Origin of the sequence: Burkholderia plantarii, assembly GCF_001411805.1 — a bacterium.
GTDB lineage: Bacteria > Pseudomonadota > Gammaproteobacteria > Burkholderiales > Burkholderiaceae > Burkholderia > Burkholderia plantarii.
In genome coordinates this window covers 3,717,632-3,743,649 of the sequence record NZ_CP007213.1, presented here as the reverse complement: position 1 = coordinate 3,743,649, position 26,018 = coordinate 3,717,632, and the positions used below count along the sequence as shown (strand labels likewise).

The window sequence follows — 26,018 nt, the reverse complement described above, 5'->3', positions numbered from 1 at the left end:
TTTATGCGCATAAAGCGGATGGATGACTGTCCGGCAGCCTGTGGGACGGGAATCGTGGCAGGGATTTTTGAGCGCTCAGTTGATGCCAGACGGTTCTGGCGTGGATGAGGTCGATCCCTTGTTCCCATCGAGGCGAGACGTATAAAGATACGACCAAGCACAGGTGGCCATCATTGATGGCTAATGGCCGGGAGGACTGCGTCGCTTTGTGACCGAGGGCAACGACCCATGTCCAGATGTGCCGGCGGCCGGTTTATGCGCATAAACCGGCCGCCGTTATCCGCGCATCCCTGTCGAAGGCTGCGGCCTCGATGCCCCATGAGCGCTCGGATCAGGGCAAAAGACAGCGCCGGACCCAACATGACATACGGCTCTCGTGTACGCGGATCCTCCTCTGCCGTCGTCGCTCAATGTCCTTGACCATCTTGGCCCCGGATCGGCGTCTGTTCTTCGCGTATCCAGTCGAGCGGCCCGGCACGACGCACGACGGTCCCCGCAGCGGCTTCGCACACGACGCCATCGCGGCTCGTCGCTACAATAGCCGGCCTCCCCTGCCCACCAACACGCCCACGCCTCACATCCCGAATGATCACGATCTACCACAATCCCCGTTGCTCGAAGTCCCGCGAAACGCTGGCATTGCTTGATTCGTTGAATACCGCCGGCGAGCCGGTGCAGGTCGTCGAATACTTGAAGACGCCGCTGACGGTCAGCGACCTGAGGGCGCTCCATGAACAGCTCGATCGCCCATTGCGCGACATGATTCGCGACAACGAAGCACTGTTCAAGGAACTGGGCCTCGGCGGCGCAGACGTCGACGACGAGGCGCTCTACCAAGCCATCGCCGCGCATCCGGTTCTGCTGCAACGGCCGATCGTCGTCCGCGGTGGCAAGGCAGCGATCGGCCGGCCGCCGGAAACAATCAACATGCTGTTCGAATAATTGATATAGCTATTATTTTCAATAGAAAAAATACACGCCGCCGACGGCAGCGATGCCGTCGGCGGCCTCATTGTTTTGCCCGCCGCCTCCCGCTTCATCACCCCACCGCTCCCCCGGCCGAAACGCGGAATCCCGCGCGCCGCGCCATGTTTGTCACGTTCCGCGCTCGGGCTTGTGCGCTATGCTGTCCGGGCGCGCGGCGGTCCGTCGATTCGATGCCGGCCCTCTTTGGGTTATCCCCCGGCCCGCGCGAAGCGCAAAGTTATCCACAGTTTCTGTGGAAAACCTTGTGGAAAGTCTGCCCGGATCGCCCGTATGGCAGGACTTGCACTGGCCTGCCCGTAAATGGGCCGTTGCCGTTCGTCCGTGAACGAATGCGGCCTCATTCCCAATCGAGCGGAAGGAGAATGTGATGACATACCGCATTGCCGTCGTCGTCGGCAGTCTGCGACGCGAGTCGTTCAACCGTGCCCTGGCCAAGGCCGTGATGTCGCTGGCCCCCGAAGATTTCGCGTTCGAGTTCGCCGAGATCGGCGCGCTCCCCCTGTATAGCCAGGATTACGATTCGGCGTTCCCCGCCGAGGCAAGCGCCTTCAAGAAGCAGATCGAGGCGGCGCAAGGCCTGCTGTTCGTCACGCCGGAATACAACCGCTCGATGCCGGGCGTGCTGAAGAACGCGCTGGACTGGGCCTCGCGCCCGTGGGGCAGCAATTCGTGGGGCGGCAAGCCGGGTGCGGTGATCGGTACCTCGGTGGGCGCCATCGGCACCGCACTGGCCCAGCAGCATCTGCGCAACGTGCTGGCCTATCTCGATGTCGCCACGCTCGCGCAGCCGGAAATCTTCATCAAGCACGACGAAGGCCGCATCGATGCGGACGGCAAGATCGTCAGCGACGACACGCGCAAGTTCCTGCAGTCGTTCGTCGATCGCTACGCGCACTGGGTGCGTCGCCACGCATCGGCCGCGGCCTGAGCGTTCGCGCTCGCCCCGCCACGGGGGCGCCGTGAATCATGCACGGATGCACGGCGCGCGTGACGCCCCGGCCCGCCGGCGGCGTCCACCCCGATCTCAAGTCCGCGTGACCCGGCGCGCGTCGCGCGTCTCGCTGATCGCATGCAGCATCTCGTCGAGCAGACCGATGTCGAACGGCTTCGACAGCACGCGCGCATTCACGCGCCGCGTGCGGTCGAGTTCCTCCGCGTAACCGGTGACGAGAATCACCGGCAGCAGCGCGCCGGGGCGGCACTCGATCGTCTCGGCCAGATCGATGCCGTTCAGCTTGCCCGGCATGTGGATGTCGGAAATCACGAGGTCGTAGGGACGCATCTCGTCGTCGGGCGCGACGGGCGCGTTCAGCAGCGCGAGCGCGTCGTCGGCGTTGGCCGCGTAGGTGACGCGATGGCCGAGCAGCGCGAGCAGCGCCTCGGTGCCGGCGGCCACGTCGCCGTTGTCCTCCACCAGCAGGATGCGCAGCCCTTCCTGGGGGACGTCCGTTTCCGGCGCCCTGCTGCGCGGCACGGCCGGCGGTGACGGCGCCGGGTCGGTCGCCTTTGCGCGCGGCAGGTAGAGCCGTACCGTGGTCCCCTCCCCCTCCATGCTGTCGATCGTCGCGATGCCGCCCGAGCGCTCGCAGAACGCGAACACCTGCGGCAGCCCGAGGCCCGTGCCCATGCCCTTCGGCTTGGTGGTGAAGAGCGGCTCGAACGCGTGCGCGAGCACCTCCGGCGGCATGCCGCTGCCGGTGTCCGACAGCGCGATGCAGACGTAGTCGCCCGTCAGCGGAAAGCCGTCCTCGCGGCGGAACGTGAGGTTCTGCGCCGCGATCGTGAAGCGCCCGCCGGTCGGCATCGCGTCGCGCGCGTTCACCGACAGGTTGATCACGGCCAGCTCGAGTTCGGCGATGTCGACGCGGATCGGCCAGATGTCGGGCGGCATCTCGATGACGAGCGAGGACTTCGAACTCAGCGACGTCTTCAGCAATTCGCGGCACGACGAACCGAGCCATTGCGGCACGTCGATCGTCTCGCTGCGCAGCGGCTGCTTGCGCGCCACGCCGAGCAGCTGGCGCGTCAGTGACTGGCCGTTCTTCAGCGCGCGCTCGACGGCGGTCAGCTCGGTGTCGAGATGCTCGGCGCCGCGCCGGCGGACGATCTGGATGTTGCTCGAGATGATCATCAGCAGGTTGTTGAAGTCGTGCGCGACGCTGCCCACCAGGTTGCCGAGCGCCTCCATCTTGCGCGACTGCCGGTATGCGGATTCGATCGAGCGGCGCATCGAAGCCTCGGCCTGCCAGCGGTCCCAGGCTTCCTCCTCCACGCGCAGCCGTTTCAGCGACAGCCAGATCACGCACCAGAGCGCGAACGACGGCACGAACATCGACACGAACAGCACGCTCAGGTGTTCGTACCAGGCCTGCCAGATCGCGGACGCGCGGTACGCGCAGGTGACGTACACCGGGTAGGAGCCGACCTGCCGGTACGCGACGATCTCGGTCATGCCGTCGTGCTGGACGCGCGAGATGCCGGCGTGTGAATTCGAGGCGCGCGCGTTGACGAACGGCGCGACGCGCTCGTCGAGCTTCTCGTCGCCGCTGTCGGGCGGCGGCGGGTAGGAGGCGAGTACGGCGCCGTCGCTGCGCGTGAGCGCCATCGTCATCGGCGAACGTTCGCCGCCGAGCAGCTCGCGGTAGAACGCGTTGAAGTACGAGGATTTCAGCGCGATCGACACCATCCCGGCGAAGCTGCCGTCGCTGTGCCGGCGCGCGACGCCGGTGTTGAACACGAGGCTCGGCGTGGTCGAGCGCAGCGGGCCGCGCATCGGCCGCGAGATGTGCTCGATCACCTTGTCGTCGCGGATGCCGATGAAGTCGTCGCGGTTCGCGATCGACGCGTAGGGCGCCGGGTAATAGAGGCTGTTGGCGAGCAGCATCCCGCTCGCGCCGAAGATCGACACCGCCGCCACCTGCGGATAGCCGCCGCCGATCGTGTTCAGCGTATCGTGGATGTCGGCTTCCGCGTTGCGCACGGCCTGGTCGTCGAGGTCCTGGACCAGGTCGACGATGCGCGCGTCGAGCGTCTCGGTCAGGTCGAACACCTTCAGCGCATGTTCCTCGGCCACGCGCACGGTACGCATCGTCACGTCGCGCGCGGTGGCCTCGCGCGCGCGCAGGTCGTTGTAGGCCATCACGGCGACGTAGACGCAGGGCAGCACGATCGCGGCAGCGAGCAGCACGATCAGCGTGATCCGGCGGACCGCGAAGTCGTGTTCGGGCGCGCCCGACGCGAACGGCGCGTCGTCGTCGTCCTGCCAGTCCGCGGAGGCGGACGAGGGGCGTGATGCGTCAGGCCGGTCAGGCTTCATGGTGAAGATGCGGGACTGCGTGTGGTGGTGGCGTTGCTTGATCGTCATCATAAACGACTCGCGGGGCGCCACCTCCCGCCTCGCGCGCGTTTGCGCATCATTCACGCGTCATCGGCACGTCGTCGGCGGATTGCCCACGGATCGTCGGTGGATCGTCTGTTGATTGGCACCGCCGCCGCGCCGCGTGCGCCGCTGGCGAGACTCCGGGGCGACGGTTCATGCGCGGCTCATTCGAGGCTCGCTGCCGGTTCGCCGGAGGCGCGCGCGATCGCGACGAGCTGCTCGGCGAGCGCCTCCGGCTGCGACAGATAGGGCGAATGGCTGCTCGCGAGCCGATGCACGCGGGTCGGCCGCTGCGGCACGAACGCGTCGGCCTCGGCGATGAAGCGCTGCTGCAGCGCGGGCAGCAGCACGCGGTCGTTCGCGCACGCCACGTAATGCCGCTCGATCGATCCCCAGCGCTGCGGCGTGGTCGCGATCGGCGCGGCGAACGGCGCCGGCGGCAGGTCCGACGACATCAGGCGGATCGCGGCCCGGAACGTCGCGTCGTCCACGTCCTCGAACAGCGCCTGCCTCAGCATCGCGAGATAGCCGGCATCGCGGCTGGCGGGATTGATGCGCAGCGCGCCGACCGCACGCGGGCTCGCGCACATCAGCGCGGCCAGCGCCTCGCCCTGATTCTCCGGCGCGCGCACGTAATCGAGGCCGGCCGCGCCGGAGGCCGGCATGAACGCGGCGAGATAGACGAGCTTCGCGATCCGCTCCGGCGCGCGCTCGGCCGCCGCGGTGATCGCGAGGCCGCCCATGCTGTGGCCCACCAGCACCACGCGCTCGTGGCCGAGGGCGCGCGCCTCGTCGATCGTGCGCAACACGCTGTCGGTGTAGTCGTCGAGCGTTGTCGCGGAGACGGGCGATGGTTCATGGGCCAGCGCCGCGGCGTCCGCCGGATCGCCGAATGCCGCCGGATAGCGGGCGTCGAGCCCGTGCGCGGGCAGGTCGCGCGCGAGGCTCGGATGGCCGCGCGTGGCCAGCGCCGCGCCGAGCCGCTGGTAGGCCCAGGCGCCGTGCCAGGCGCCATGCACGAGCACGAACGGCAGGCGCGCGGACGGGGCGGGGGCGTGACGGGCAGGCGCTTCGGTCTCGGAACGGGCCACGGTGTCTCTCCAGATGGAATAATGGGCGGGCCTCGCCGCCGCTCGCGGCGGGTCCGGTGCCCCGATGGTGCCAGAGCGCATCGGGGCACGGCAAACCCGGGGAATCCCATGCAGTGTGAGTCCCCACTATCAAACAATGCACGACCAAGCGGCGTTACCCGTCCGTGCCGCGCGTGTCATGGAACGCAAGAGCACGCGTGTTTCGCGATTGACAGGGGTTGATGCCATGCCGTGGCGATTGGCCTGCGGCGAGCCCGGAACCGCCCGCGCCGCCGCCGTGGGGCCGGCCTGACGGGCTCGCCGCGGCGAAACTGTTACGGGCGCGCCACAGCACGCCGTCTTCCCTATTCCATTCAGCCGGGTTCTCGCGCTAATTTTCAATATTCGCCCCTCATCATCGCGCCTCATGAATTCCGACTACCTGTTCTATCGTCGCCCGCCGACGCCCGGCCCCTATTCGCTCGACGACCTCGGCGAGGTCGCGCCGTCGATCGCGTCGGGCGACGAGATTCGCGACGCGATCGGCCGCGTGATCGCCGATCTCGCCTGGCGCGAGTCGGAGGACGTGCCCGGCGCCTGGTTCGGCGAGGGCGTGGCGAGCTTCCACCTCACCGTCGAGAGCGACGGCCACGTCACGAGCTTCATGGGCTCGCGCCTGGAGCGCCGCCAGGTACTGCAGCTGGCGCGCGCGCTGGGCCTGATTGCGCTCGATCTGCAGCGCGACGTCGTATTCGCGTAAGTTGCCGGTTCTGCGGGGCCGGGCGGCGGCAATCGCCGGCAAACATTGCTATACTTCGGCCCATTTCCGGCCATCCCCCGGTCAATCAAGCCTGTCTGCGCGCATCGTTCGCGCATCTTGCACGCAATTCCATCCCCCGCCGGGCATGGCTACTTCCATCGCCCGCGAGGGCGTCTTAGCGGAGCTCGTCTTGACCGTTTCCCATCCCGTCGTGGACGAAACCCAAACCGATGCCGCTGCCGCTACGTCGGGCAGCTCGTTCTATCACGCGATGCGGATCCTGCCGGCCCCGCAGCGCGAGGCCATGTTCCAGGTGTATGCCTTCTGCCGCGCCGTCGACGACATCGCCGACGAGGGTGGCACGCGCGAGGAACGCGCGGCGGGGCTCGACCGCTGGCGCGCCGACATCGACGCCTGCTTCGCCGGCCGGCCGCGCGCCTCGCTCGTGCCGCTGACGCGGGAGATCCGTCAGTTCGGCCTGAAGCGCGAGGACTTCCACGACATGATCGACGGCATGGCGATGGATGCGGCCGAGGATATCTGCGCGCCCGACGAGGCCACGCTCGATCTGTATTGCGATCGCGTCGCGAGTTCGGCCGGGCGGCTGTCGGTGAGGATTTTCGGGATGCCGGAAGCGCCCGGCATCGAGCTGGCGCACCATCTCGGCCGCGCGCTGCAACTGACCAACATCCTGCGCGACATCGACGAGGACGCCGACATACGGCGCTGCTACCTGCCGCGCGAGTTGCTCGAGCGCGAAGGCATCCCGCTCGGCGATCCGCATGCGATCGCGCGGCATCCGGCGCTGCCGCGCGTGTGCGCGACGCTCGCCGAGCGCGCGCTCGCGCATTTCGCGCAGGCCGACCGCGTGATGGACGGCGCGGTGCGCGCCCAGGTGCGCGCACCGCGCATCATGTCGGGCGCCTACCGCTGCATCCTCGAGGCGGCGCTGGCCCGTGGCTTCGTGGCGCCGCGCCAGCCACTGCGCAAGCCGCGCCTGCGCATGCTGCTGATCGCGCTGCGCTACGCGTTTTTCTGATTCGATGTGGACCATCGACCGGGCGATCGGCGGATCGCCCGTCGCGCTGTCGGGTTGCCGGCCCGACCGCGCTCAGGCGAGGTACTTCGACGTGAGTACACGCTTCGGCCGGATGCCTTATTGCTCGTATGGGGCGATGCGTGGCTCCGATCTGCCGGCCGGGGTTCGCGCGGACGTGTCCGTGGCGGGCCGCCGGCATTCGAAACGCCCGGCCGCGCCTGCTCGCGGACCGGATCCGCTGTGCGCGGGCAACGGGGCCGCCGCCCTGCCCGCGTCGATCGACGGGGCGTGCCGCTGAGCGATACCGCACGCGCCGCATGACAAGAGAGGGACCGATGAACGATCTCACCAATTCGAGCGCGCCGGCCGCCAGGCCGGACGCCGCGACGCCGCCCGCCGCCGGGACCACGCCCGTGGAAGCGGCGGCCGGGTCGATCGCGCCGGCGCGTGCCGCCGAGCCGGTTGCCGGGCAGGTGCCCGGTACCGTGACGGGCGCTGCGGGTACTGACGCGGCAAGCGCGACATCGCGCGCCGCGCTTCCCGCCGATGTTGAAACGGCGTCGACTACCGTTGACATGCCCGCAGCCGCCGGCGCGTCCGCGTCCGCGGCGCCTGCCGTCGACGCATCCGTTACGCCGAGCCCGGCCGGTGCGGTACCGATCGATGGCGCTGCCGCGACTGGCGCTTCCGTGCCGGCGGAGTCGGCTGGGGCGACGCTTGTCGCCGGCGCATCTACCGCACCGGCCTCGGCCGGCGCGGCGCCGATCGAGGCGCCTGCCGCCGTCGCGGCGGCGCCGGCTGACGTGACGCCTGCCGTTGGCGTATCCACCACATCGGCATCTTCCGAGGCAGCATCGATCGACGCGGTCGTCGTCGGCGCGACCGCCGCCGCCGCAGCAGCAGCAGCAGCGGTGAGCCCGGCCGACACGACGCCCACTCCCGGCGCCGCACCGACACCGTCCATCCCGGCACCGACCGACGCGTCCACCCTCGCCCCCGCCGACCTCGACGCGGCCGTCACGCGCGCGACCGACGCGCTGCTCGCCGCGCAGCAGCCGGACGGCCACTGGGTCTACGAGCTGGAAGCCGATTCGACGATCCCGGCCGAATACGTGCTGCTGGTCCATTACCTCGGCGAGACGCCGAACCTCGAGCTCGAACGCAAGATCGCGCGCTACCTGCGCCGCGTGCAGCTGCCGGGCGGCGGCTGGCCGCTGTTCACCGACGGCGCGCCCGACGTCAGCGCGAGCGTGAAGGCCTACTTCGCGCTGAAGATGATCGGCGACGACGCCGACGCCGAGCACATGGTCCGCGCGCGCAACGCGATCCACGCGATGGGCGGCGCGGAGATGTCGAACGTGTTCACGCGCATCCAGCTCGCGTTGTTCGGCGTGGTGCCGTGGTTCGCGGTGCCGATGATGCCGGTCGAGATCATGCTGCTGCCGCAGTGGTTTCCGTTCCACCTCTCGAAGGTGTCGTACTGGGCGCGCACGGTGACCGTGCCGCTGCTGGTGCTGAACGCGAAGCGTCCGCTCGCGAAGAATCCGCGCGGCGTGCGCGTGGACGAGCTGTTCGTCGCCCCGCCCGTGAACGCCGGCCTGCTGCCGCGCGCGGGCCACCAGAGCCCCGCCTGGTTCGCGTGCTTCCGCGTGCTCGACGGCCTGCTGCGCCTGACCGACGGCCTGTTCCCGCGCTACACGCGCGAGCGCGCGATCCGCCAGGCGGTGCAGTTCGTCGACGAACGCCTGAACGGCGAGGACGGCCTCGGCGCGATCTATCCGGCCATGGCGAACTCGGTGATGATGTACGCCGCGCTCGGTTATCCCGAGGATCATCCGAACCGCGCGATCGCGCGCCGCTCGCTCGAAAAGCTGCTGGTGATCCACGACGACGAGACCGACGAGGCTTATTGCCAGCCGTGCCTGTCGCCGGTCTGGGACACGTCACTGGCGGCCCACGCGCTGCTCGAGACGGGTGAGCCGCGCGCCGAGGCGGCCGCGATTCGCGGCCTCGACTGGCTGCGCCCGCTGCAGATCCTCGACGTGCGCGGCGACTGGATCTCGCGCCGCCCCGACGTGCGGCCCGGCGGCTGGGCGTTCCAGTACGCGAACCCGCACTACCCCGACGTGGACGACACGGCCGTGGTCGCGCTCGCGATGGATCGCGTGGCGAAGCTCGCGAACACCGACGTCTACCGCGACGCGATCGCGCGCGCGCGTGAATGGGTGGTGGGCATGCAGAGCAGCGACGGCGGCTGGGGCGCGTTCGAGCCCGAGAACACGCACCATTACCTGAACAGCATCCCGTTCTCCGATCACGGCGCGCTGCTCGATCCGCCCACCGCCGACGTGTCGGGCCGCTGCCTGTCGATGCTCGCGCAGCTCGGCGAGACCACCGGCAACAGCCCGCCCGCGCGCTTCGCGCTCGACTACCTGCTCGCCGAGCAGGAGCCGGATGGCAGCTGGTACGGCCGCTGGGGCATGAACTACATCTACGGCACCTGGAGCGCGCTCGGCGCGCTGAACGCGGCCGGCCTGCCGTTCGACGATCCGCGCGTGAAGCGCGCCGCGCAGTGGCTGCTGTCGATCCAGAACCCGGACGGCGGCTGGGGCGAGGACGGCAACAGCTACAAGCTCGACTATCGCGGCTACGAGCGCGCGACCAGCACCGCGTCGCAGACGGCCTGGGCGCTGCTCGGCCTGATGGCGGCGGGCGAGGTCGAGCATCCGGCGGTGGCGCGCGGCATCGCCTGGCTCGCGGCCGAACAGCGCGAGCACGGCCTCTGGGACGAGACGCGCTTCACCGCCACCGGTTTTCCGCGCGTGTTCTATCTGCGCTACCACGGCTATCGCAAGTTCTTCCCGCTGTGGGCGCTCGCGCGCTACCGCAACCTGCGGCGCAGCGGCACCCGGCGCGTGACGGTGGGGATGTAAATGCTGATGGCCACCACCACCACGCGCTCGCCCGTGATCGCCGTCAGCGGCATGGCGTTCGAGGCGAAGATCGCGGCCGGCGACGGTGTCGAAACCGTGTTCGCCGCGCGCGCGGACCGGCTCGAACGCGCGCTGTCCGAAGCGGTGGCGCGCGGCTGCGCCGGCATCGTCAGCTTCGGCACGGCGGGCGGCCTCGCGCCCGATCTCGCGCCGGGCACGCTGATCATCGCCGACGCGATCGACGGCCCGTTCGGCGAGGTCGCCACCGACGCGGCCTGGAGCCGCCGGCTGGTCGCCGCGCTGCGCGGCACGCCGCTCGCCGCGAGCGTGCGGCGCGGCCGGCTCGCGGCGGTTGGCGCGCCGGTCGTCGACGCGCAGCGGAAAGCCGCGCTGCACGCTCGCCACGGCGCGCTCGCGGTCGACATGGAATCGCACATCGCGGCGGCCTTCGCGGCCGCGCGCGGCGTGCCGTTCGCGGTCTGCCGCGCGATCGTCGATCCGTCGTGGCGCACGCTGCCGCCGGCCGCCACGGCCGGCCTGCGCGACGACGGCAGCACCGCGATCGTGCCGATCCTGCGCGAACTCGCGAAGCAGCCGTCGCAGCTCGGCGCGCTGCTGAAGCTGGCCGGCGACGCGCGCGCCGCGAAGGCGACGCTGATCCAGGCGCGCCATGCGTTCGAACGCGAAGGCGCCTGGCGCGGCCTGTGAGCCGTTGCCGACGGGCGGCGGCCGTCCATCTTTCGAGTCGTGCGCGCCGTGCCTTCGCGGCGGCGCGCGGCGACCGACGGCGCCGCCGTCGGGTTCGCGACTCGGCGCCCATCCGGCTGATTCCGCCTGATTCCGTTTCGCGCCCGACCGGAGGCCGCATGCGTTTCCACGACAGCTTCGTGTGCCGCGTCTACCGCTACGCGCTCGGCGTCGAAACGGTGTCGGGCCGCCCTTGCCTGTCGATACCGGTGGCGAACCGGCTCGTCGATCACGACGAGCATGACCTGATCTCGCCGCACGAAGCCGAGTGGTTCGCGCGCGGCAACACGACGATCGCCTGCTGATGCCGCCGGGGCGCGACCGCGGCACCGCCGTCTAGCGCGCCGTCCCTCTTCCCGTTTTTTCCGTCGGTCCACCCCGTCCGCCGTGGTGACGTCGTCACGTTCGTAAAGACAACAAATGTTGTTGTGAATATAATTTGAGAATCGTATGTTGTGAAACGGGATTTCCGATGAAAGCACTTCAACCCGTGGTCGTCGCCGGCTCCGCGCGCGAGATCGGGCACCGGCTCGGCGAACTCGCGCGCCCCGTGATGGCCGCGTACACGGCGCAAAGCGGCGCCTGGCAGGCGGTGATGGCGCGCCGCGGCGACGCGCTGCCGGCCGTGCTGCGGCGCGAGGCCGAGTCCGCGTTCCCCGAGTTCGTCGCCGAGATCGACGGCATGGCCGCCGGGCTCGGCCTGAACGCCGCCGACCTGTTTGCCTGGAACTGCCGCGGCGAGCTGCTGAACCACAGCGGCGACGGCTGCACCACGGTAGCCGCCAGCACCCCGCATGCGCAGCGCATCGTCCACAACGAGGACGGCGATCCGTTCCTGCTCGACCGCTGCCTGCTGGTGGACGTGCGGCCCGAGCGCGGCCCCGGCTTCGTGAGCTTCTACTATCCAGGCTCGCTGCCGGGCCACACGTTCGCGGTCAATCGCGCGGGCCTGGTGCAGACCATCAACAACGTGCGGATCACGGCGCCCGCGCCGGGCGTGCCGCGCATGGTGCTGGCGCGCGCGGTGCTCGCGGCGACCTCGCTCGACGCGGCGCTCGCGATCCTGCGCGAGCCGCCGCGCGCGAGCGGCTTCCACCACATGCTCGGCCGCGCCGGCGAGGCGCGCGTCCACAGCGTCGAGGCGAGCGTGGCGCGCACCTCGGTGCTGACGGTCGAGGGCGTCTACGGCCACGCGAACCATCTCGTGCATCCGGGGCCGTGCGCCGATATCGACGCGCAGATCGTGACGGCATCCTCGCGCGACCGGCAGGCCCGGCTCGCCGCGCTGCTGCCCGCGCTCGACACGCCGGGCGTCGACGCGCTCGCGGGCGTGCTGGCCGATCGCGGCGGCCCCGGCCTGCCGATCTTCCGCGACGACCCGGCTGACCCCGACGACGAGAACACGCTCGCCACCGCCTCGTTCGAGATCGATGCGCAGGGTGTCGATTTCGTGGTCCGGCGCGACGGGCAGCGCGGCTTCGCGATGCGCGTGGCGCGCCAGCCGTGATCCGCGCGATCCAGCCGATTCCCACGAACCTCGCGCTTCGCGTCGAAGCGGCCTCTCCTCCAGCAGCAGGAACCTACTCATGACCACGGTATTTCACCGCGCCCCGCGCGCGCGCCTGCCCGTCGCGGTGGCGGGCGACGGCGTCGAGCTGATCGACGCCGACGGCAAACGCTATCTCGACGCCTGCGGCGGCGCGGCCGTCTCGTGCCTCGGCCACGGCAACGCGCGCGTGATCGCGGCGATCGAACGGCAGGCGCGGCAGCTGCCCTACGCGCACACCTCGTTCTTCACGACGCAGGTGGCCGAGGAACTGGCCGACCGGCTCGTCGCGGCGGCGCCGGACGGGCTCGGCCACGTCTATTTCGTGTCGGGCGGCTCGGAGGCGATCGAGGCCGCGCTGAAGCTCGCGCGCCAGTACTTCGTCGAAGTCGGCCAGCCGGCGCGGCGGCACATCATCGCGCGCCGGCAGAGCTATCACGGCAACACGCTCGGCGCGCTCGCGATCGGCGGCAACGCGTGGCGGCGCGAGCCGTTCCTGCCGCTGCTGATCGAATCGCATCATGTGGGCGCCTGCTACGCGTATCGCGAGCAGCGCGTGGACGAGAGCGAGGCGGCGTTCGCGCAGCGGCTCGCCGACGAACTCGAGGCGAAGATCCTCGAACTCGGCCCGCAGACGGTGGCCGCGTTCGTGGCGGAGACGGTGGTGGGCGCGACGGCCGGCGCGGTGCCGCCGGTGCGCGAGTATTTCCGCAGGATCCGCGCGGTCTGCGACCGGTACGGCGTGCTGCTGATCCTCGACGAGATCATGTCGGGCATGGGTCGCACCGGCTACCTGTTCGCCTGCGAGGAGGACGGCGTCGCGCCCGACATCGTGACGATCGCGAAGGGCCTCGGCGCCGGCTACCAGCCGATCGGCGCGATGCTGGCGAGCGAGCGCATCTACGACGCGATCGTCGGCGGCACCGGCTTCTTCCAGCACGGCCACACCTATCTCGGCCACGCGATCGCCTGCGCGGCCGCGCTCGAGGTGCAGCGCGTGATCGCCGAGGAGAACCTGCTCGACAACGTGCGCGCGCGCGGCGAACAGTTGCGCGCGCAACTACGCGAGCGGTTCATCGATCACGCGGCGGTGGGCGACGTGCGCGGGCGCGGCCTGTTCGTCGGCGTCGAGTTCGTGGCCGATCGCGAGAGCAAGGCGCCGTTCGATCCGTCGCATCGCCTGCACGCGGCGCTGCGGCGCGAGGCGATGGCGCGCGGGCTGATGGTCTATCCGATGGGCGGCACGATCGACGGACGGCGCGGCGACCACGTGCTGCTCGCGCCGCCGTTCATCTGCACGGCCGCGCAGATCGAGACGATCGTCGAACGTCTCGCGCTGTCGCTCGATGCCGCGCTCGTATCGAGCGGCGCCCGGCCGGCTGCATGAGGCTCTTGCCGAGCGCCGCCGACGGATGGCGGCGCACGATGTCTGCCTCGCGCCGCGCCGGCCGCCTTCATGAAGCCCGCGGCGCGCGTTACGATCGACGCGGCCCCCGGTGTTCGCCGTGGCAGCGCCGGCCCGCCCTCTTCCCCAACCCGGACTCACGACATGACCTCCCGCCTTCCCCCCTTTGATCGCAGCACCGCCACCGACGCGCAGCGCGCGGTGCTCGACGAGATTCTCGGCGGCCCGCGCGGCAACCTCGACGGCCCGTTCCTCGGCTGGATCCACAGCCCGGCGCTGGCGCAGCACGCGCAGCGGCTCGGCGCGTTCTGCCGCTACGAGACCGGGCTGCCGCTGCGGCTGTCCGAACTCGCGATCCTGACCACGGCCGCGCGCTGGCGCTCGCAGGCCGAGTGGCACATCCACCATCCGATCGCGCTGCGGGCCGGCGTGCCGGAGGCGGTGGCCGAAGCGATCCGCCGCGGCGACGCGCCGGCGTTCGACGGCGGCGCCGACAGCGACGATGCGCTGGTCCATCGCTTCGCGACCGAACTCTACGAGACGCGACGCGTGTCCGACGCGACGTTCGAGGCGGCGCGCGCGCGTTTCGGCCATCCGGTCGTGATCAACCTGGTCGGGCTGCTCGGTTATTACGCGCTGGTGGCGATGACGCTGAACGTGTTCGGGATGCGCGCGAACGGCCAGCAGACGCTGCCGTTCGCGGAGTGAGGCGCGGCGACGGGGGATGGAGAAGCCGTGCGGAGAACTGCCGGAGGCGACGCGGGCGCGAGGCCCGCGCATTGCCGGAGAGCGTGCGACGCGCGACCGGCGATCCGCCGCGAAACGGATCGCCGATGACAATTGGCGAACTCAGTGAGCGGCCGGCGTGACGGCGGGCACCGCCGGCGCGAGCGGCGACGACGGCGCCACGGTGGCGCCGGCGCCCGAGGCGGCACCGGCGGCCGCCGCGCCCGAAGCCGCGGCCGGTGCCGCGTCCTGGCCCGGGTCCGCGTAGTTCGGCAGCCCCTGCGGCTCGCTGTTCGTGCCGCCTGCCCCGCCCGCTCCGCCCGCCTGCGCGCCCGGGTCGTCGTAGTTCGGCAGGCCGCCCGGCAGCGTGTCCGAAGCGCCGCCGGCCGCGCCGGCACCGCCGATCAGCGAGCCGTGATAGGTGGCCGAGCGCCGCTGCTGCGTGTAGGCGTCGCGCACGAACGAGTACTTGTCGAGCGCGGCCTGCTGCAGCAGGTCCGAGGCGCCGAGCAGGTCGGCCCGCGCGCTGATGAACTGCGCGATGTACATCGGGTTGCGCACGGCCGGCTCGATGTAGTTGAGCAGGTTGAAGCGCACGTCCACCGCGCGGCCCACGCCGTCGCGGAACGAACTCGGGCCGAACACCGGCAGCACCAGATACGGGCCGGACGGCACGCCCCAGCGCGCCAGCGTCAGCCCGAAGTCCTGGTGATGCTTCGGCAGGCCGGCGGCCGACGCCACGTCGAACAGCCCCGCCACGCCGAACACCGAGTTGATCACGACGCGCATCACGTCCTCGGTGGCGTCGGTCACGCGCAGCTGCAGCAGGTTGTTGGCGAAGTTGCCGAGGTCGCCGAGGTTGGAGAAGAAGCTGCTGACGGCGGTGCGCACCGGCGTGGGCGTCACCTTCTGGTAGCCGCGCGCGATCGGCACGGCGATGTGCGTGTCCACCGTGTCGTTGAACGTGAAGATGGCGCGGTTCATCGGCTCGAGCGGGTCGCCGGCCGTTTTGTTGGGGCCGGTCGCGCAGCCGCCGAGCAGCAGGGCGCTGGCGGTCAGGGCGCCGGCAATGATTCGCTGTTTAGTCATTGATTTCTGGGGATTGGGGCGCGCGTGGCACGCGCGGTTTGCCCATCAGCACGGGCTGGAACACCACGGCGCCGATCAGCGTACAGGACAGGGCCAGCGCGAGCAGCTTGCCCATGCTCGCGGTACCCGGATGATGCGATAGCCACAGGCTGCCGAACGCGGTGGCCGTGGTCGCGGCGCTGAACAGCACCGCATGCGTGAGGCTCGAATGCAGCAGGCCGGTCTGGCCGGCGCGCCATGCCATCACGAAATACACCTTGAACGCCACGCCGACGCCGAGCATCAGCGGCAGCGCGATGATGTTCGCGAAGTTCAGCGACATGCCGAACACCACGCACAGCTCGAGCGTGACCAAGCCCGACACCAGCAGCGGAATCAGCGTGCGCAGCACGTCGCCGATGCGGCGCAGCGTGATCCAGAGCAGCACCGTGATGGTCAGGATCGACAGCCCGGCGGCCTGCAGGAACGCGCGGATGATGGTGTTCGCCGAATGCAGGATCGAGATCGGGCCGCCGATGGTGGCCGGCTCGGCCTGCTTCACGGTCTGCGCGAAGTGGCGCAGCATCACGTCGTCGCCGGGATCGACGCCGGGCGGCACCTTCGGCGAGATCTGCACGAGCGCGCGGCCGTCCGGCGCCACCCAGTCGCGCACCATCTGCGGCGGCAGGTTCGCGCGCGTGATCTCGTAGGGCTGCAGCAGCGAGGCGAGCTGACCGAGCGCGATCCTGAGCGTGGTGGAGAACGCGTTCTCGGCGCGCTCGCGCGTGGCCGCGTCGGCGGCGGCCAGCCTGGCGAGCGACTGCGAGAGGTGCTTCGCCTCGTCGGCGCCCGGCCCCGGGTGATCCTCCGCCGCGTAGCCGAGCAGCGCCGAGGCGCGCTTGAGCGCCGCCACGCGCTGCGCGTCGCTGGCGGGCGGCGCGGCGGGCTGGGTCAGTGCCGGCAGCAGATCGGCGGCGGCGGTCTTGATGGTGGCGAGCTTCTGCGGCTGGTCGGCCGGCAGGAACGACGACAGCGTGGTGGTGCGGCCCACCTCGGGCAGCTTCGCGAGCCGCGCGGCGGCCGCGTCGGCGGCGGCCAGCGACGGCGCGAGCATGTGGACGTCGTTGACCGAGGCCTCGGGCGAATCCTTCAGCGCGATCAGCGTGGCCATCGACTCGCTGTGCGGATCCTTCAGGTGCAGCGGGTTGAAATCGAAGTGCAGCCGCGTGAGCAGCGGCAGCGCGCCGATCACCACCACCAGCGTGCCGATCAGGATCGGCTTGCGGTGCCGGTCGAGGTAGTCGTCCACCGGCGCGAGGCGCGGGAAGCCCGGCGCCCTGGATTCGCCGGGCGGATGCATCAGCTTGAGCAGCGCGGGCAGCAGCGTCATGGTGGTGAACAGCGCGACGAACATGCCCACGCCCGCGATCAGGCCCAGCTCCGACACGCCGCGGTAGGCGGTGGGCAGGAACGAGAAGAAGCTCGCGGCCACGGCGGCCGTGGCGAGCGACAGCGGCACGCCCATCGAGTGCGCGGCGCCCAGCAGCGCGTGGTCGAGATTCGGGTCGCGGTGCCGCTCCTCGCGATACTTCACGCCGTACTGGATCGCGAAATCGACGCCTAGCCCGACGAACAGCACCATGAACGCCACCGAGATCATGTTCAGCGAGCCGACCATCGCGAGGCCGAGTGCGGCCGTCACGATCAGGCCGACCACCAGCGTGACGAGCACCGCGGCGATCATCCGCTTGGAGCGCAGCGCGAGCCACAGGATCACGAGCACCACCACGATCGTGCCGATGCCGTTCACGGCCGCGCCGTCTTCCACCGAGGCGAATTCCTCGTCGGCGAGCGGCTGCTCGCCGGTCAGCCGCACCACCGCGCCGAAGCGCTTGTCGAGGCCGAGCGAGGCGGCGGTGGCACGGATCGTCTGCTCGGTCTGCTCGCCCGCCTTCAGCGCCCCGTAGTTGATCTGCGGCTCGACCGTCACGAACGCGAACGCGGGCTGCTTCGCGGCGTCGCTGTCCACCAGCGCGCGCCACGAGAACGCGGCCGGGCGGCCGGCCAGCACGTCGTCGACGGTGGCGGCGGCGCGGCCGAGCAGCGTCTTCATGCCGGGCAGCGTGACCTGGCCCGTCAGCAGCGGCTGGCCGAGCGTGGTCGACAGCGTGGTGGCGAGGCCCGTCACGCTCGGATCCTTCGCCAGCGTGTTGACGAGCGGGCGCGCGCTGGCCAGCTTCGAGGTGGTGCTGGCGACCTCGGCGGGCGACAGGAACAGCAGCGCGTCACGTTCGAACAGCGGGCCGCCGGCCGGCAGCGAGACCTGGCCGATGCGTCCGGCGCGCGTGTCCTGGTCGAGCGCCGCGGCGAGCGCGTTGGCCGCCGCCGACGCGAATTCGGGCGCCGGCGCCTCCACCACCGCGAGGATCGTCTGGCTTCGCTGCGGGAACGCCTGGTCGATCGCGTCGCCGAGCGCGGCCCATTGCGGCTCGTTGTCGAGCAGCTTGCTGACGTCGGTGTTGATCTTGAAATGCTGGACGGTGTAGACGCCGCCGAGCGCGGCGATCACGAGCGACAGGGCGACGACCAGGAGCGGGCGCCGCACGGACCAGGCAACGAGTCGGACGAATAGGGTTCTCAGCATGGGCAGGCTGGCGTGGCCCGCGATCGGGCAAAGTGGCCAAGTATACCGGCGCGGCGGTTTCCGGGGCGGCAACCCTCCCGGCGTGTCTCGGCCGCGTCGGGCGTCCCGAAAATGGTGTCAAATCGTGTCGGGCCGTGGCCCGGGCGCGCCGTCCAGCATGTCAGCGATCGGTGACAAACGAGAGCGCGCCGGACAATCCGGTAACGACGCCGTAACAAGCGTAGCAGCGTGGGCTGCCGCGGCGCGGGCGCCGGCCCGCGCGGCTATACTGTCCTGATCCGGCGCCGATTGCCTGTTGGCCCCGGCTTCTTTTTTCGAGAGTCCGAACTACGCATGAAACGTCATCTGATTGCATTCGTCGCCGCGGCGGCCGTCTCCGTGTCGGCCTTCGCGCAGAGCGCGCCCGTGGACATCGTCCGTTCCGCGGTGGAAGGCACCGTCAACGCGATGAAGTCGGATCCCGCCGCGCGCGGCGGTGACATGAACAAGATCACGCAGGTCGTCGAGACGCGTTTCCTGCCGGTCACCAACTTCGAGCGCACCACGCGGATCGCGGTGGGCAGTGCCTGGGGGCAGGCCTCGCCGGCCCAGCAGCAGGAGCTCTACAAGCAATTTCGGCTCCTGATGACGCGCACTTATGCGGCCTCGCTCGCGCAGTTGGGCGGCCAGGACGCGAAGTTCACGTTCAAGGCTGGCGGCGAGAGCGGCAGCGACGCGCTGGTGCAGTCCACCGTGACCACGCCGGGCGACACGCAGTCGGTGGGCTACCGGCTCGGCAAGGAAGGTGGCGGCTGGAAGATCTACGACATCGACATGTCGGGTGCGTGGCTGATCCAGGTCTACCAAGGGCAGTTCAAGGCCCAGCTCGCGCAGGGCGGCATCGACGGCTTGATCCAGTTCCTGCAGAAGCACAACGCCCGCGTGAACTGACGGCGCCGAGCCGGGCCGATCCGCGGGTTGGCCCGGTTGATTGGCATGCCCGCCGCCGCGCCGGGAAAGCCCGCCGGCCGCGTGATGCGATCCACCGTTCGGGAATGCGCATTGCTCGCGGTGCATGCGGCGCCGGTCGTCGTGGCCGGCGTCGCCGTGGCTCACGGCTGGCCGCAGTCGCGCTATGCTGGCGCGATTCCGTTCCCGCGACCGAGTCCGTTCCGATGCCCGCAAGCCACGCCGCCGCCGACCTGATCGAGCGTTTCGCCCTCGAAGCCCATCCCGAGGGCGGCTATTTCCGCGAAACCTACCGCGCGCCGCTCGGCGTCGCGCGCGAGTCCGACGGCGCGCGGCGCAGCGCCTCCACCGCGATCTACTACCTGCTCTGCGACGGCGCCTTCTCCACCTGGCACCGGATCCGCTCCGACGAGGTCTGGCATTTCTACGCGGGCGATCCGCTCGAAGTCCACGTGCTCGACGAGCACGACGGCCTGGTGATCCACCGGCTCGGCAACCCGCTCGTGCATGAGGATGTGGTGCCGCAGGTCGTGGTGCCGGCCGGCCGCTGGTTCGGCGCGACCTGCGCGGACCCGGCCCGGTTCGCGTTCGTCGGCTGCACGGTGGCGCCGGGCTTCGAGTTCGCCGAATTCGAGCTGGCCGAGCCGGACGCGCTCACGCGGGAGTTTCCGCGATTCGGGCAGGCGATCGCGCGGCTGGCGCGTTAGGGCCGTGTGATGGTGGCGTGGCGGCCGGATCGAGGCACGAGGCGCCGCCATGCAAGCGCCGCGATGGACGCCATGGCAGGGCGTGATGGCCGCAATGGCCGCGATCGGGCCGGCTGCCGTCGCCTCGGACGCGCGATATGCCGCGCGAAGCCGGCCACGTCTTTTTGATATCCCGGCGAGCGCCGTCGGCCGGGATCTGTCGACAGCGCCACCCGCCGCCGTCACGAACCAAGGCGGCGCCGCAAAGCCGCTCGCCTTGCTCCACTCACCCGCCCACACCCCTCAGCGCCGCCGGTGCTCCACCGCGAACTTGATCAGCTCGGCCTGCCCCTCGATGCCGAGCTTGCGCTTCAGGTTGAGCCGGTGGGTCTCGACGGTGCGCACCGAGAGCCCGTTCTGCAGCGCGATCTGCTTGCTCGACAGCCCCTCGGCGAGCGCATCGAGGATGTCGCGCTCGCGCGGCGTGAGCCGCTCGACCGGCCCCGCACCGGCGCTCGCCTGGATCATCCGCGCGGCCAGCCCCTCGCTGAAGAAGGTCTGCCCGGCCAGCACCGCGACGATGCCGCGAATGATCTCGCTGGCGGGCGAATCCTTCAGCAGGTAGCCGCTCGCGCCGGCCCGCACGGCCTGCGTCACGTATTCGACGTTGTCGTGCATCGACAGCATCACCACCCGGATCGCCGGTAAGCGCTCGTGGAACACGGCGGCGAGCGCGATGCCGTTCATGCCCTGCATGCCGACGTCCATCAGCGCGAGGTCCGGTTCGAGCGTTTCGGCGAGCGCGAGCGCGTCGGCGGCGTTGCCGGCCTCGCCCGCCACCACGAAGCCGGGCACGGCTTCGAGGCGCATCTTGAGGCCGTCGCGCACCAGCGGATGGTCGTCCACCAGCAGCAGGCGGGCGGCCGGCTCGGGCTGGGCCGGTTGCAACGGGGGCGGGCTGGCGCCGGGAGAGGCAAGGGTCATCGTCAGGTTCCTGTCTGGCGGCGGGCGGGCAGCGGCACGCGCACGGAGATCGCGGTGTGGCCCGCCTGCGAGCGGATCACCAGCGTGCCGCTGAGCGCGTCGATCCGCTCGCGCATGTTGCGCAGGCCCACGCCGCCGTGCGGATCGGCCTGGATGCGCTCGACGTCGAAGCCGCGGCCGTTGTCGGAAACGGCGAGCGCCACCGTGTGCGCGGCGATCTCCAGCGAGACCGCGCCGCGCGTGGCCTGGGCGTGGCGGATCAGATTGGTCAGCGCTTCCTGCGCGATGCGGAACAGCGCGGTGTTGACGGCGGCCGGCAGCGCCCGCGAACCCGAGTGGACGATCTGCGTGTAGCCGAGCTCCACGCCGGTCTCGCTGCCCAGCTCGCGGATCAGCTGGTCGAGCGCGGCGGCGAGGCCGAGGTCGTCGAGCATCGCGGGACGCAGCGCGTGCGAAATGCGGCGCACCTCGCGCAGCACGTCGCCGAGCCGCGCGACGCTCTTGGCCAGCACGCCCTCGGCGGCCGCGTCGCGCGCCGGGCTGCGCTCGAAGCGCTCGAGCGCCGATTCGAGCATCAATTTCACCGATACCATCATCTGGCTGATGCCGTCGTGCAGCTCGCGCGACAGGCGCGCGCGCTCGTCCTCCTGCGATTCCACCACGCGCTGCGCGAGCGCCTTCAGGCGCGCGTCGGCGTGCCGCGATTCGCTGACGTTGAGCACCAGCGCGCACAGCGCGATCGCGGCGGCGCCGGCCAGTGCGATCGCAGCGAGGCCCTTCATGGTGCCGTCGATCTCGGCCGAGGCACGCTCGTCGATGCGCGCGAGCGCGCGATCGACGTCGTCGAGATAGATGCCGGTGCCGAGCATCCAGCCCCAGCGATCGAGCCCGACCACGTAGCCGAGCTTCGGCTCGACCTTGCCGGTGGTGGGCCGCTGCCACAGATAGCGGACGTAGCCGTGGCCGTGCGCGGCGGCGGCGAGCAGGTGCTGCATGGTGGGCGCGCCCTGCGGGTCGCGCATCGCCCAGAAGTTGCGGCCCACGCGCTCCGGCTCGCGCGGATGCATCAGCGAGTCGCCCTGCATGTCGTAGACGAAGAAATAGCCGTCGGGGCCGAAGTCCATCTTGCGCAGGATTTCGAGCGCCTGCGCGCGGCGCGCGTCGTTGCCGGGCGCGCCGTCGCGCGAGGCGTCGTAGAGCGGCGCGATGGCGCTGGTGGCGATCTCGACGTAATGCTTGAGCTCGAGCTCCTTGCTCGACAGGTAGGCGGCCTCGACCGTCTCGTGCTGCGCGCGTGCGAGCGCCGTGGCCTGCTGGCGCACGCCGAAGCCGATGCCGGCGATCGCGGCCAGGAACGGCACGATCGCGAGCAGGAATATCTTCGCCTTGAGTTTCATGGTCGATCGACGCAAACAAGCGGCGGCGCACCCGCCGCGCAACGCGGCGCCGGCGCGCCAGGGTCAGCTATTGTCCGCGATTTCGGGCCGCCGCGACGCACCGCGCGCGCCTGGCTGATCGCGCTGCAAGTTTGTGACATGGCCGCGTGCCGGCCTGCCGGGGGCAACACGCGAGGCAGCGTGCGGCGCAGCGTATCGCCGTCGGGCAGCACGCCGGCCGGGATGGCGACGCGCGTGGCGCACGGCGCCGGTCACACGCGATTTCCCAATCGCCCGGCGGGTGAGTAAGATGGGGCCATTTTCTGGATGGAGTACCCGCAATGCTGACCGCCGTGCTGGAAGACGATGCCGACCAACGCGACCTGATCATGTTGTGGCTCGAACATGGCGGGCATCGCGTACAGGGTTTTGCGACGGGCGCCGCGTTTACCGAGGCGCTGAAGAACGAGCGATTCCAGTTGCTCGTGATCGACTGGATGCTGCCCGACACCACGGGCGACGCGATGATCCAGTGGGTGCGCGACCACGTGGGCTGGAACGTGCCCGTGATCGTGCTGACCGCGCGCGACGACGAGCAGACGGTGCTGACCGCGCTGCGCGCCGGCGCCGACGACTACCTGGTGAAGCCGGCCCGCGCGGCCGAGATGCTGGCGCGGATCGCGGCGGTGGCGCGCCGCTACGGGATCGGCGGCAAGGCGCCGCTCACGCTCGGCGCCTACGAGATCGACATCCAGCGGGTGCGGATCGCCGTGAACGGCAGTTCGGTCGATCTCACGCAGAAGGAGTTCGACCTCGCAGTCTACATGTTCCAGAGCCCGGGGCAGCTGCTGTCGCGCGACCATCTGCTGAACCGCGTCTGGGGCGTGCATGCCGACGTCGACACGCGCACCGTCGACACCCACGTGAGCCGGCTGCGCAAGAAGCTGCAGCTCGACGGTTCCAACGGCTGGAAGGTCATCCCGATCTACGGCTACGGCTACCGCTGCGTGCGGCTCGATTCGCCGGAATAAGGCCTGAACGAGGCCCGGACGCGGCGCGCGTAAAACGCCCCGGGCGGCCCGCCACGGCGCGGCGGCCTCGGCCCGCGCCCGCGCGGCCGGAGCGGACACGGCGCTCAGCGCCACGGCCCCGGCGGCGATTCGCGGCCGCCATCGGTGGCGCGCCAGGCATCATCCACCTGCGCGCGGCGCGCGAACGCATCGCGATGGCCGCTCGCCGCATCGCCCTCGCCGGCGCCGGCGTCGGCCGGCTGCAGCGCGTCGCCGCAGCGATAACCCCAACCCGCCAGCGTGAGCCAGGCCGCCTCGACGCGGCTCGCGATCCAGGCGCTGGTGGAGCCTTGGTGCTTGTGGTGGTACAGCAGGCGGCTGCGGATCTGCCAGCGCTCGCGCCGGGCCGCGTCGCCGGCCGCCTGGCCGATTCCGCCGCCCACGCCCGCCGTGCCGCCGCTCACGCAGCGCGCGCGCACGTCCGGCCAGTACATCACCTCGAACCCCGCCGCGCCGGCGCGCTGGCACAGGTCGATATCCTCGCAGTACATGAAAAAGCGCGTGTCGAAGCCGTTCAGGTAGCGGAACACGTCGTGGCGCACCATCGCGAACGCATCGGACACCCAGTCGACGACGCGCGCCGGCCGGCGCGGCTGCAGGTCAGGGTCGAGTTGCGCGCGCCGTGCCGCCGCGCGCCCGAGCGGGCCGCGCCACGCGAACGCGTCGCCGAGCGCGCTCGGGAAGCGGTGCGAGGCGGGGATCTCGTTGCCGGCCGCGTCCACCAGCCGGCCGCCGGCGATGCCCACGTGCGGATTGACGAGCATGCGCGCGGCGGCGCGCGCGATCATCGCCGGCTGCGCATGCGTGTCCGGATGCATCAGCAGCAGCAACGCGCCGTGCGCTTCCTGCGCGGCGAGGTTGCAGGCCGCCGCGTAGCCGATGTTGACGGGCGAGCGGATCAGCCGCGCCCACGGGTGATTGGCCTCGACGAGGTCGGGCGTGCCGTCGGTGGATGCGTTGTCGACCACGATCACCTGCCAGTCGCGATAGCGCGCGGCCACGCTCAGCAGCGCGAGCTGGCGGTCGATGTGCTCGACGCAGTCGTGCGCGACAATCAGGATCGAGAGCGCGCGCCGGGCCAGCACGTGTTCGTGCGGCGACGGGCGCAGCGCGCGGCCCGCGCCGTGGCCGCCGTGAAGGCCGCCGCTCACGACGGGCCGGGCCGATCGCGCCCGGCCCGCCTCGTCATCGAACCCCCCCGGGGAGATGGCGAGGTGCGCGTCGCGGACGAGCGGCGGCGGCATGACGGCGGCGGTAAGCGAGTTGGCCATAAAGAATCGGCAGTTGTTGCAGGTGCGCGTGGAGCGCATAGAGCGTCGCGAGGCGCCAGTCGCCGGCGCCCGGCCGGGCGCGCCACGCCGTGTGCAGCAGCGCCGCGCCGAACAGCGCGACGAGGCCCCAGGCGGCGGCCGGCGCGAGCGCGAGCGTCACGGCGAGCAGCAGCGCCGCGACGCCGAGCGCGCTGCCGTGGGCGCGGTTGCGTTGCGGCGCGTAGCCGTGCGGGAAAGCGGCGCGGCCCGCGCAGCGTGCGTCGGCGGCCGCGTAGGCCTCGCCGATCCGCACCGCGCGGCGCCAGTAGTCGCGAAAGCCGGCGAGCACGTCGTCGTGGCGCGCCATCGGGATCGCCGGTTCGTCCACCCACCAGCGGCGCGCGGCCAGACGCCGGCACAGGTCGGCCGCCTCGCCGTCGGCGAGGTTCGCGTCGAAGCCGCCGACTTCCTCGAGCGCGGCGCGGCGAAACAGGGCGTCGCCGACGCGATCGAGCGCGTCGCCGGACGGCATCAGCCCGTCCAGATCCACCACGGCCGCATACGGCGACTGATGCGGCAGCGCCTCGCGGCACTGGCCGCGCACGGCCGCGCAGCCGGCGGCTTCGAGGCGGGCCAGCGCGCGCTTCGGAAACGCGCGGTCGAGCAGGGTGTCGGCGCCGAGAAACAGCACGGTATCGGCACCGCTCGCGCGCCAGCCGGCGTTGCGCAGCGCGGCGCGCGTGACGGCCGGGCCGGCGGGCGCGCTCGCCATGCGCGGCTCGACCGCTACGACGCGCGCGCCGTGACGGGCGGCGCGCACGGCGTCGGCGCCATGTGGGTCGTCGGTCGCGTACAGCAGCTCGACCGGCAGCTCGCGCCAGTCGGCGGCCCGCACGCCGCGCAGGCAGCGCGCCAGCGTGCCGTCGCGATCACGCCCCGTGACGACCACGGCGACCTGATGCGGGTTCAAAATTCGTCCTCCATCGGCGCGCGGAACGCGCTGCCCACCCAGCACGGCACGAACGCGCGGCGCAGCGGCACGACGGTGGACTGCATGCGCCACGCGCGAGCCCGGCGAAGCTGACGCGCGCGTCCCGACTGCGGACGAGCCGCGGCCTGCCGGCGGCCCGAGCGACGGCTGCAGCGTTGTTGTGCGTCCAAAGAGATTGCGATCATCGCGTGGGCCCTCCTGGGTGGATGGGCTCCATTGCAACGCGAATCAGAGCGGGAATCGTGACAGAACTGCAAACGTCGCCGCGTCGGCCAAGCCATTTCCTGCGATTCTGAAAGTATGAGGAATGGCACGACCGGCGCGGGATTCGGCCGGACGAGGGGGGCTGGCCGACGGGCGCCGCCGGGCTCGCGCGAGGCGTGTCGGGGGCGTGGCAGAAGGGCTCGCG

General features: G+C 71.0%; 21 protein-coding genes. 13 read left to right on the top strand and 8 right to left on the bottom strand.

All coding sequences use genetic code 11. The features are described from left to right. Positions 1-585 precede the first annotated feature (585 nt). Positions 586-942 (top strand): arsenate reductase (glutaredoxin), encoded by a 357-nt coding sequence (gene arsC, locus bpln_RS32580; protein WP_055141116.1) that lies wholly within the window; start codon positions 586-588, stop codon positions 940-942. Between the two features lie 412 nt (positions 943-1,354). Continuing rightward, positions 1,355-1,915 carry an NADPH-dependent FMN reductase gene (locus bpln_RS32575; RefSeq protein WP_042629184.1) on the top strand — a complete coding sequence of 187 codons (561 nt, stop codon included), beginning with the start codon at positions 1,355-1,357 and terminating at the stop codon, positions 1,913-1,915. A 96-nt stretch (positions 1,916-2,011) separates the two neighbouring features. Here the strand turns inward: bpln_RS32575 and bpln_RS32570 are convergent, their stop codons facing one another. Together bpln_RS32570 and bpln_RS32565 are read right to left on the bottom strand one after the other, a co-directional pair. Beyond that, positions 2,012-4,303, bottom strand: coding sequence for a hybrid sensor histidine kinase/response regulator (locus bpln_RS32570; RefSeq protein WP_042629683.1), 2,292 nt, complete (start codon positions 4,301-4,303; stop codon positions 2,012-2,014). A 227-nt stretch (positions 4,304-4,530) separates the two neighbouring features. Then, positions 4,531-5,457: an alpha/beta fold hydrolase gene (locus bpln_RS32565; protein ID WP_042629183.1), complete on the bottom strand. Its 927-nt coding sequence runs from the start codon at positions 5,455-5,457 to the stop codon at positions 4,531-4,533. Positions 5,458-5,863: 406 nt separating this feature from the next. Here bpln_RS32565 and bpln_RS32560 point away from each other — a divergent pair, with 406 nt between their 5' ends. The 8 genes from bpln_RS32560 to bpln_RS32525 all read left to right on the top strand — a co-directional run bounded on the left by bpln_RS32560 (position 5,864) and on the right by bpln_RS32525 (position 14,574). Next, on the top strand, positions 5,864-6,196 hold the full coding sequence (locus bpln_RS32560; protein WP_042629182.1) for a hypothetical protein: 333 nt from the start codon (positions 5,864-5,866) through the stop codon (positions 6,194-6,196). Between the two features lie 190 nt (positions 6,197-6,386). Beyond that, positions 6,387-7,235 carry a presqualene diphosphate synthase HpnD gene (gene hpnD / locus bpln_RS32555; RefSeq protein ID WP_042629181.1) on the top strand — a complete coding sequence of 283 codons (849 nt, stop codon included), beginning with the start codon at positions 6,387-6,389 and terminating at the stop codon, positions 7,233-7,235. A gap of 575 nt (positions 7,236-7,810) precedes the next feature. Further along, positions 7,811-10,168, top strand: a complete 2,358-nt coding sequence (gene shc / locus bpln_RS32550; RefSeq protein WP_420807375.1) for a squalene--hopene cyclase — start codon at positions 7,811-7,813, stop codon at positions 10,166-10,168. Positions 10,169-10,174: 6 nt separating this feature from the next. Further along, a complete protein-coding gene (locus tag bpln_RS32545; RefSeq protein ID WP_042629680.1) occupies positions 10,175-10,876 on the top strand; it encodes a phosphorylase in 702 nt (233 codons plus the stop codon). A 158-nt stretch (positions 10,877-11,034) separates the two neighbouring features. After that, positions 11,035-11,220, top strand: coding sequence for a hypothetical protein (locus bpln_RS32540; RefSeq protein WP_055141115.1), 186 nt, complete (start codon positions 11,035-11,037; stop codon positions 11,218-11,220). 167 nt (positions 11,221-11,387) lie between these two features. Next, complete coding sequence (locus tag bpln_RS32535) at positions 11,388-12,422, top strand: C45 family autoproteolytic acyltransferase/hydrolase (protein WP_055141114.1); 1,035 nt, start codon at positions 11,388-11,390, stop codon at positions 12,420-12,422. Positions 12,423-12,501: 79 nt separating this feature from the next. After that, a complete protein-coding gene (locus bpln_RS32530) occupies positions 12,502-13,848 on the top strand; it encodes an aspartate aminotransferase family protein (protein ID WP_055141113.1) in 1,347 nt (448 codons plus the stop codon). 162 nt (positions 13,849-14,010) lie between these two features. Next, complete coding sequence (locus tag bpln_RS32525) at positions 14,011-14,574, top strand: carboxymuconolactone decarboxylase family protein (protein ID WP_042629177.1); 564 nt, start codon at positions 14,011-14,013, stop codon at positions 14,572-14,574. A gap of 141 nt (positions 14,575-14,715) precedes the next feature. Here bpln_RS32525 and bpln_RS32520 read toward each other — a convergent pair whose 3' ends face one another. Both bpln_RS32520 and hpnN read right to left on the bottom strand, forming a co-directional pair. Then, positions 14,716-15,681: an MlaA family lipoprotein gene (locus bpln_RS32520; protein ID WP_055141112.1), complete on the bottom strand. Its 966-nt coding sequence runs from the start codon at positions 15,679-15,681 to the stop codon at positions 14,716-14,718. Next, positions 15,674-18,304, bottom strand: a complete 2,631-nt coding sequence (gene hpnN / locus bpln_RS32515) for a hopanoid transporter HpnN (RefSeq protein ID WP_055141111.1) — start codon at positions 18,302-18,304, stop codon at positions 15,674-15,676. The genes bpln_RS32520 and hpnN overlap by 8 nt, the downstream gene beginning before the upstream one ends. A 333-nt stretch (positions 18,305-18,637) precedes the next feature. Here hpnN and bpln_RS32510 point away from each other — a divergent pair, with 333 nt between their 5' ends. Beyond that, complete coding sequence (locus bpln_RS32510; RefSeq protein WP_042629174.1) at positions 18,638-19,234, top strand: MlaC/ttg2D family ABC transporter substrate-binding protein; 597 nt, start codon at positions 18,638-18,640, stop codon at positions 19,232-19,234. A gap of 224 nt (positions 19,235-19,458) precedes the next feature. Then, a complete protein-coding gene (locus bpln_RS32505) occupies positions 19,459-19,959 on the top strand; it encodes a cupin domain-containing protein (protein ID WP_055141110.1) in 501 nt (166 codons plus the stop codon). Positions 19,960-20,241: 282 nt separating this feature from the next. On the opposite strand, the gene bpln_RS32500 is transcribed toward bpln_RS32505, so the two are convergent. Continuing rightward, the gene (locus tag bpln_RS32500) at positions 20,242-20,922 is read right to left on the bottom strand and encodes a response regulator (protein WP_055141109.1); all 681 of its coding nucleotides are present in this window, start codon (positions 20,920-20,922) and stop codon (positions 20,242-20,244) included. Positions 20,923-20,924: 2 nt separating this feature from the next. Beyond that, positions 20,925-22,319 carry a cache domain-containing protein gene (locus bpln_RS32495; protein WP_055141108.1) on the bottom strand — a complete coding sequence of 465 codons (1,395 nt, stop codon included), beginning with the start codon at positions 22,317-22,319 and terminating at the stop codon, positions 20,925-20,927. A gap of 320 nt (positions 22,320-22,639) precedes the next feature. Between bpln_RS32495 and bpln_RS32490 the strand changes: the two genes are divergently transcribed. Then, positions 22,640-23,329, top strand: coding sequence for a response regulator transcription factor (locus tag bpln_RS32490; protein ID WP_042629170.1), 690 nt, complete (start codon positions 22,640-22,642; stop codon positions 23,327-23,329). A 104-nt stretch (positions 23,330-23,433) separates the two neighbouring features. On the opposite strand, the gene bpln_RS32485 is transcribed toward bpln_RS32490, so the two are convergent. Beyond that, entirely contained in the window at positions 23,434-24,519 is a 1,086-nt protein-coding gene (locus bpln_RS32485; protein WP_055141305.1) for a glycosyltransferase family 2 protein, read from the bottom strand. 34 nt (positions 24,520-24,553) lie between these two features. After that, the gene (locus bpln_RS32480) at positions 24,554-25,588 is read right to left on the bottom strand and encodes a glycosyltransferase family 2 protein (protein WP_055141107.1); all 1,035 of its coding nucleotides are present in this window, start codon (positions 25,586-25,588) and stop codon (positions 24,554-24,556) included. Between the last annotated feature and the right edge of the window lie 430 nt (positions 25,589-26,018).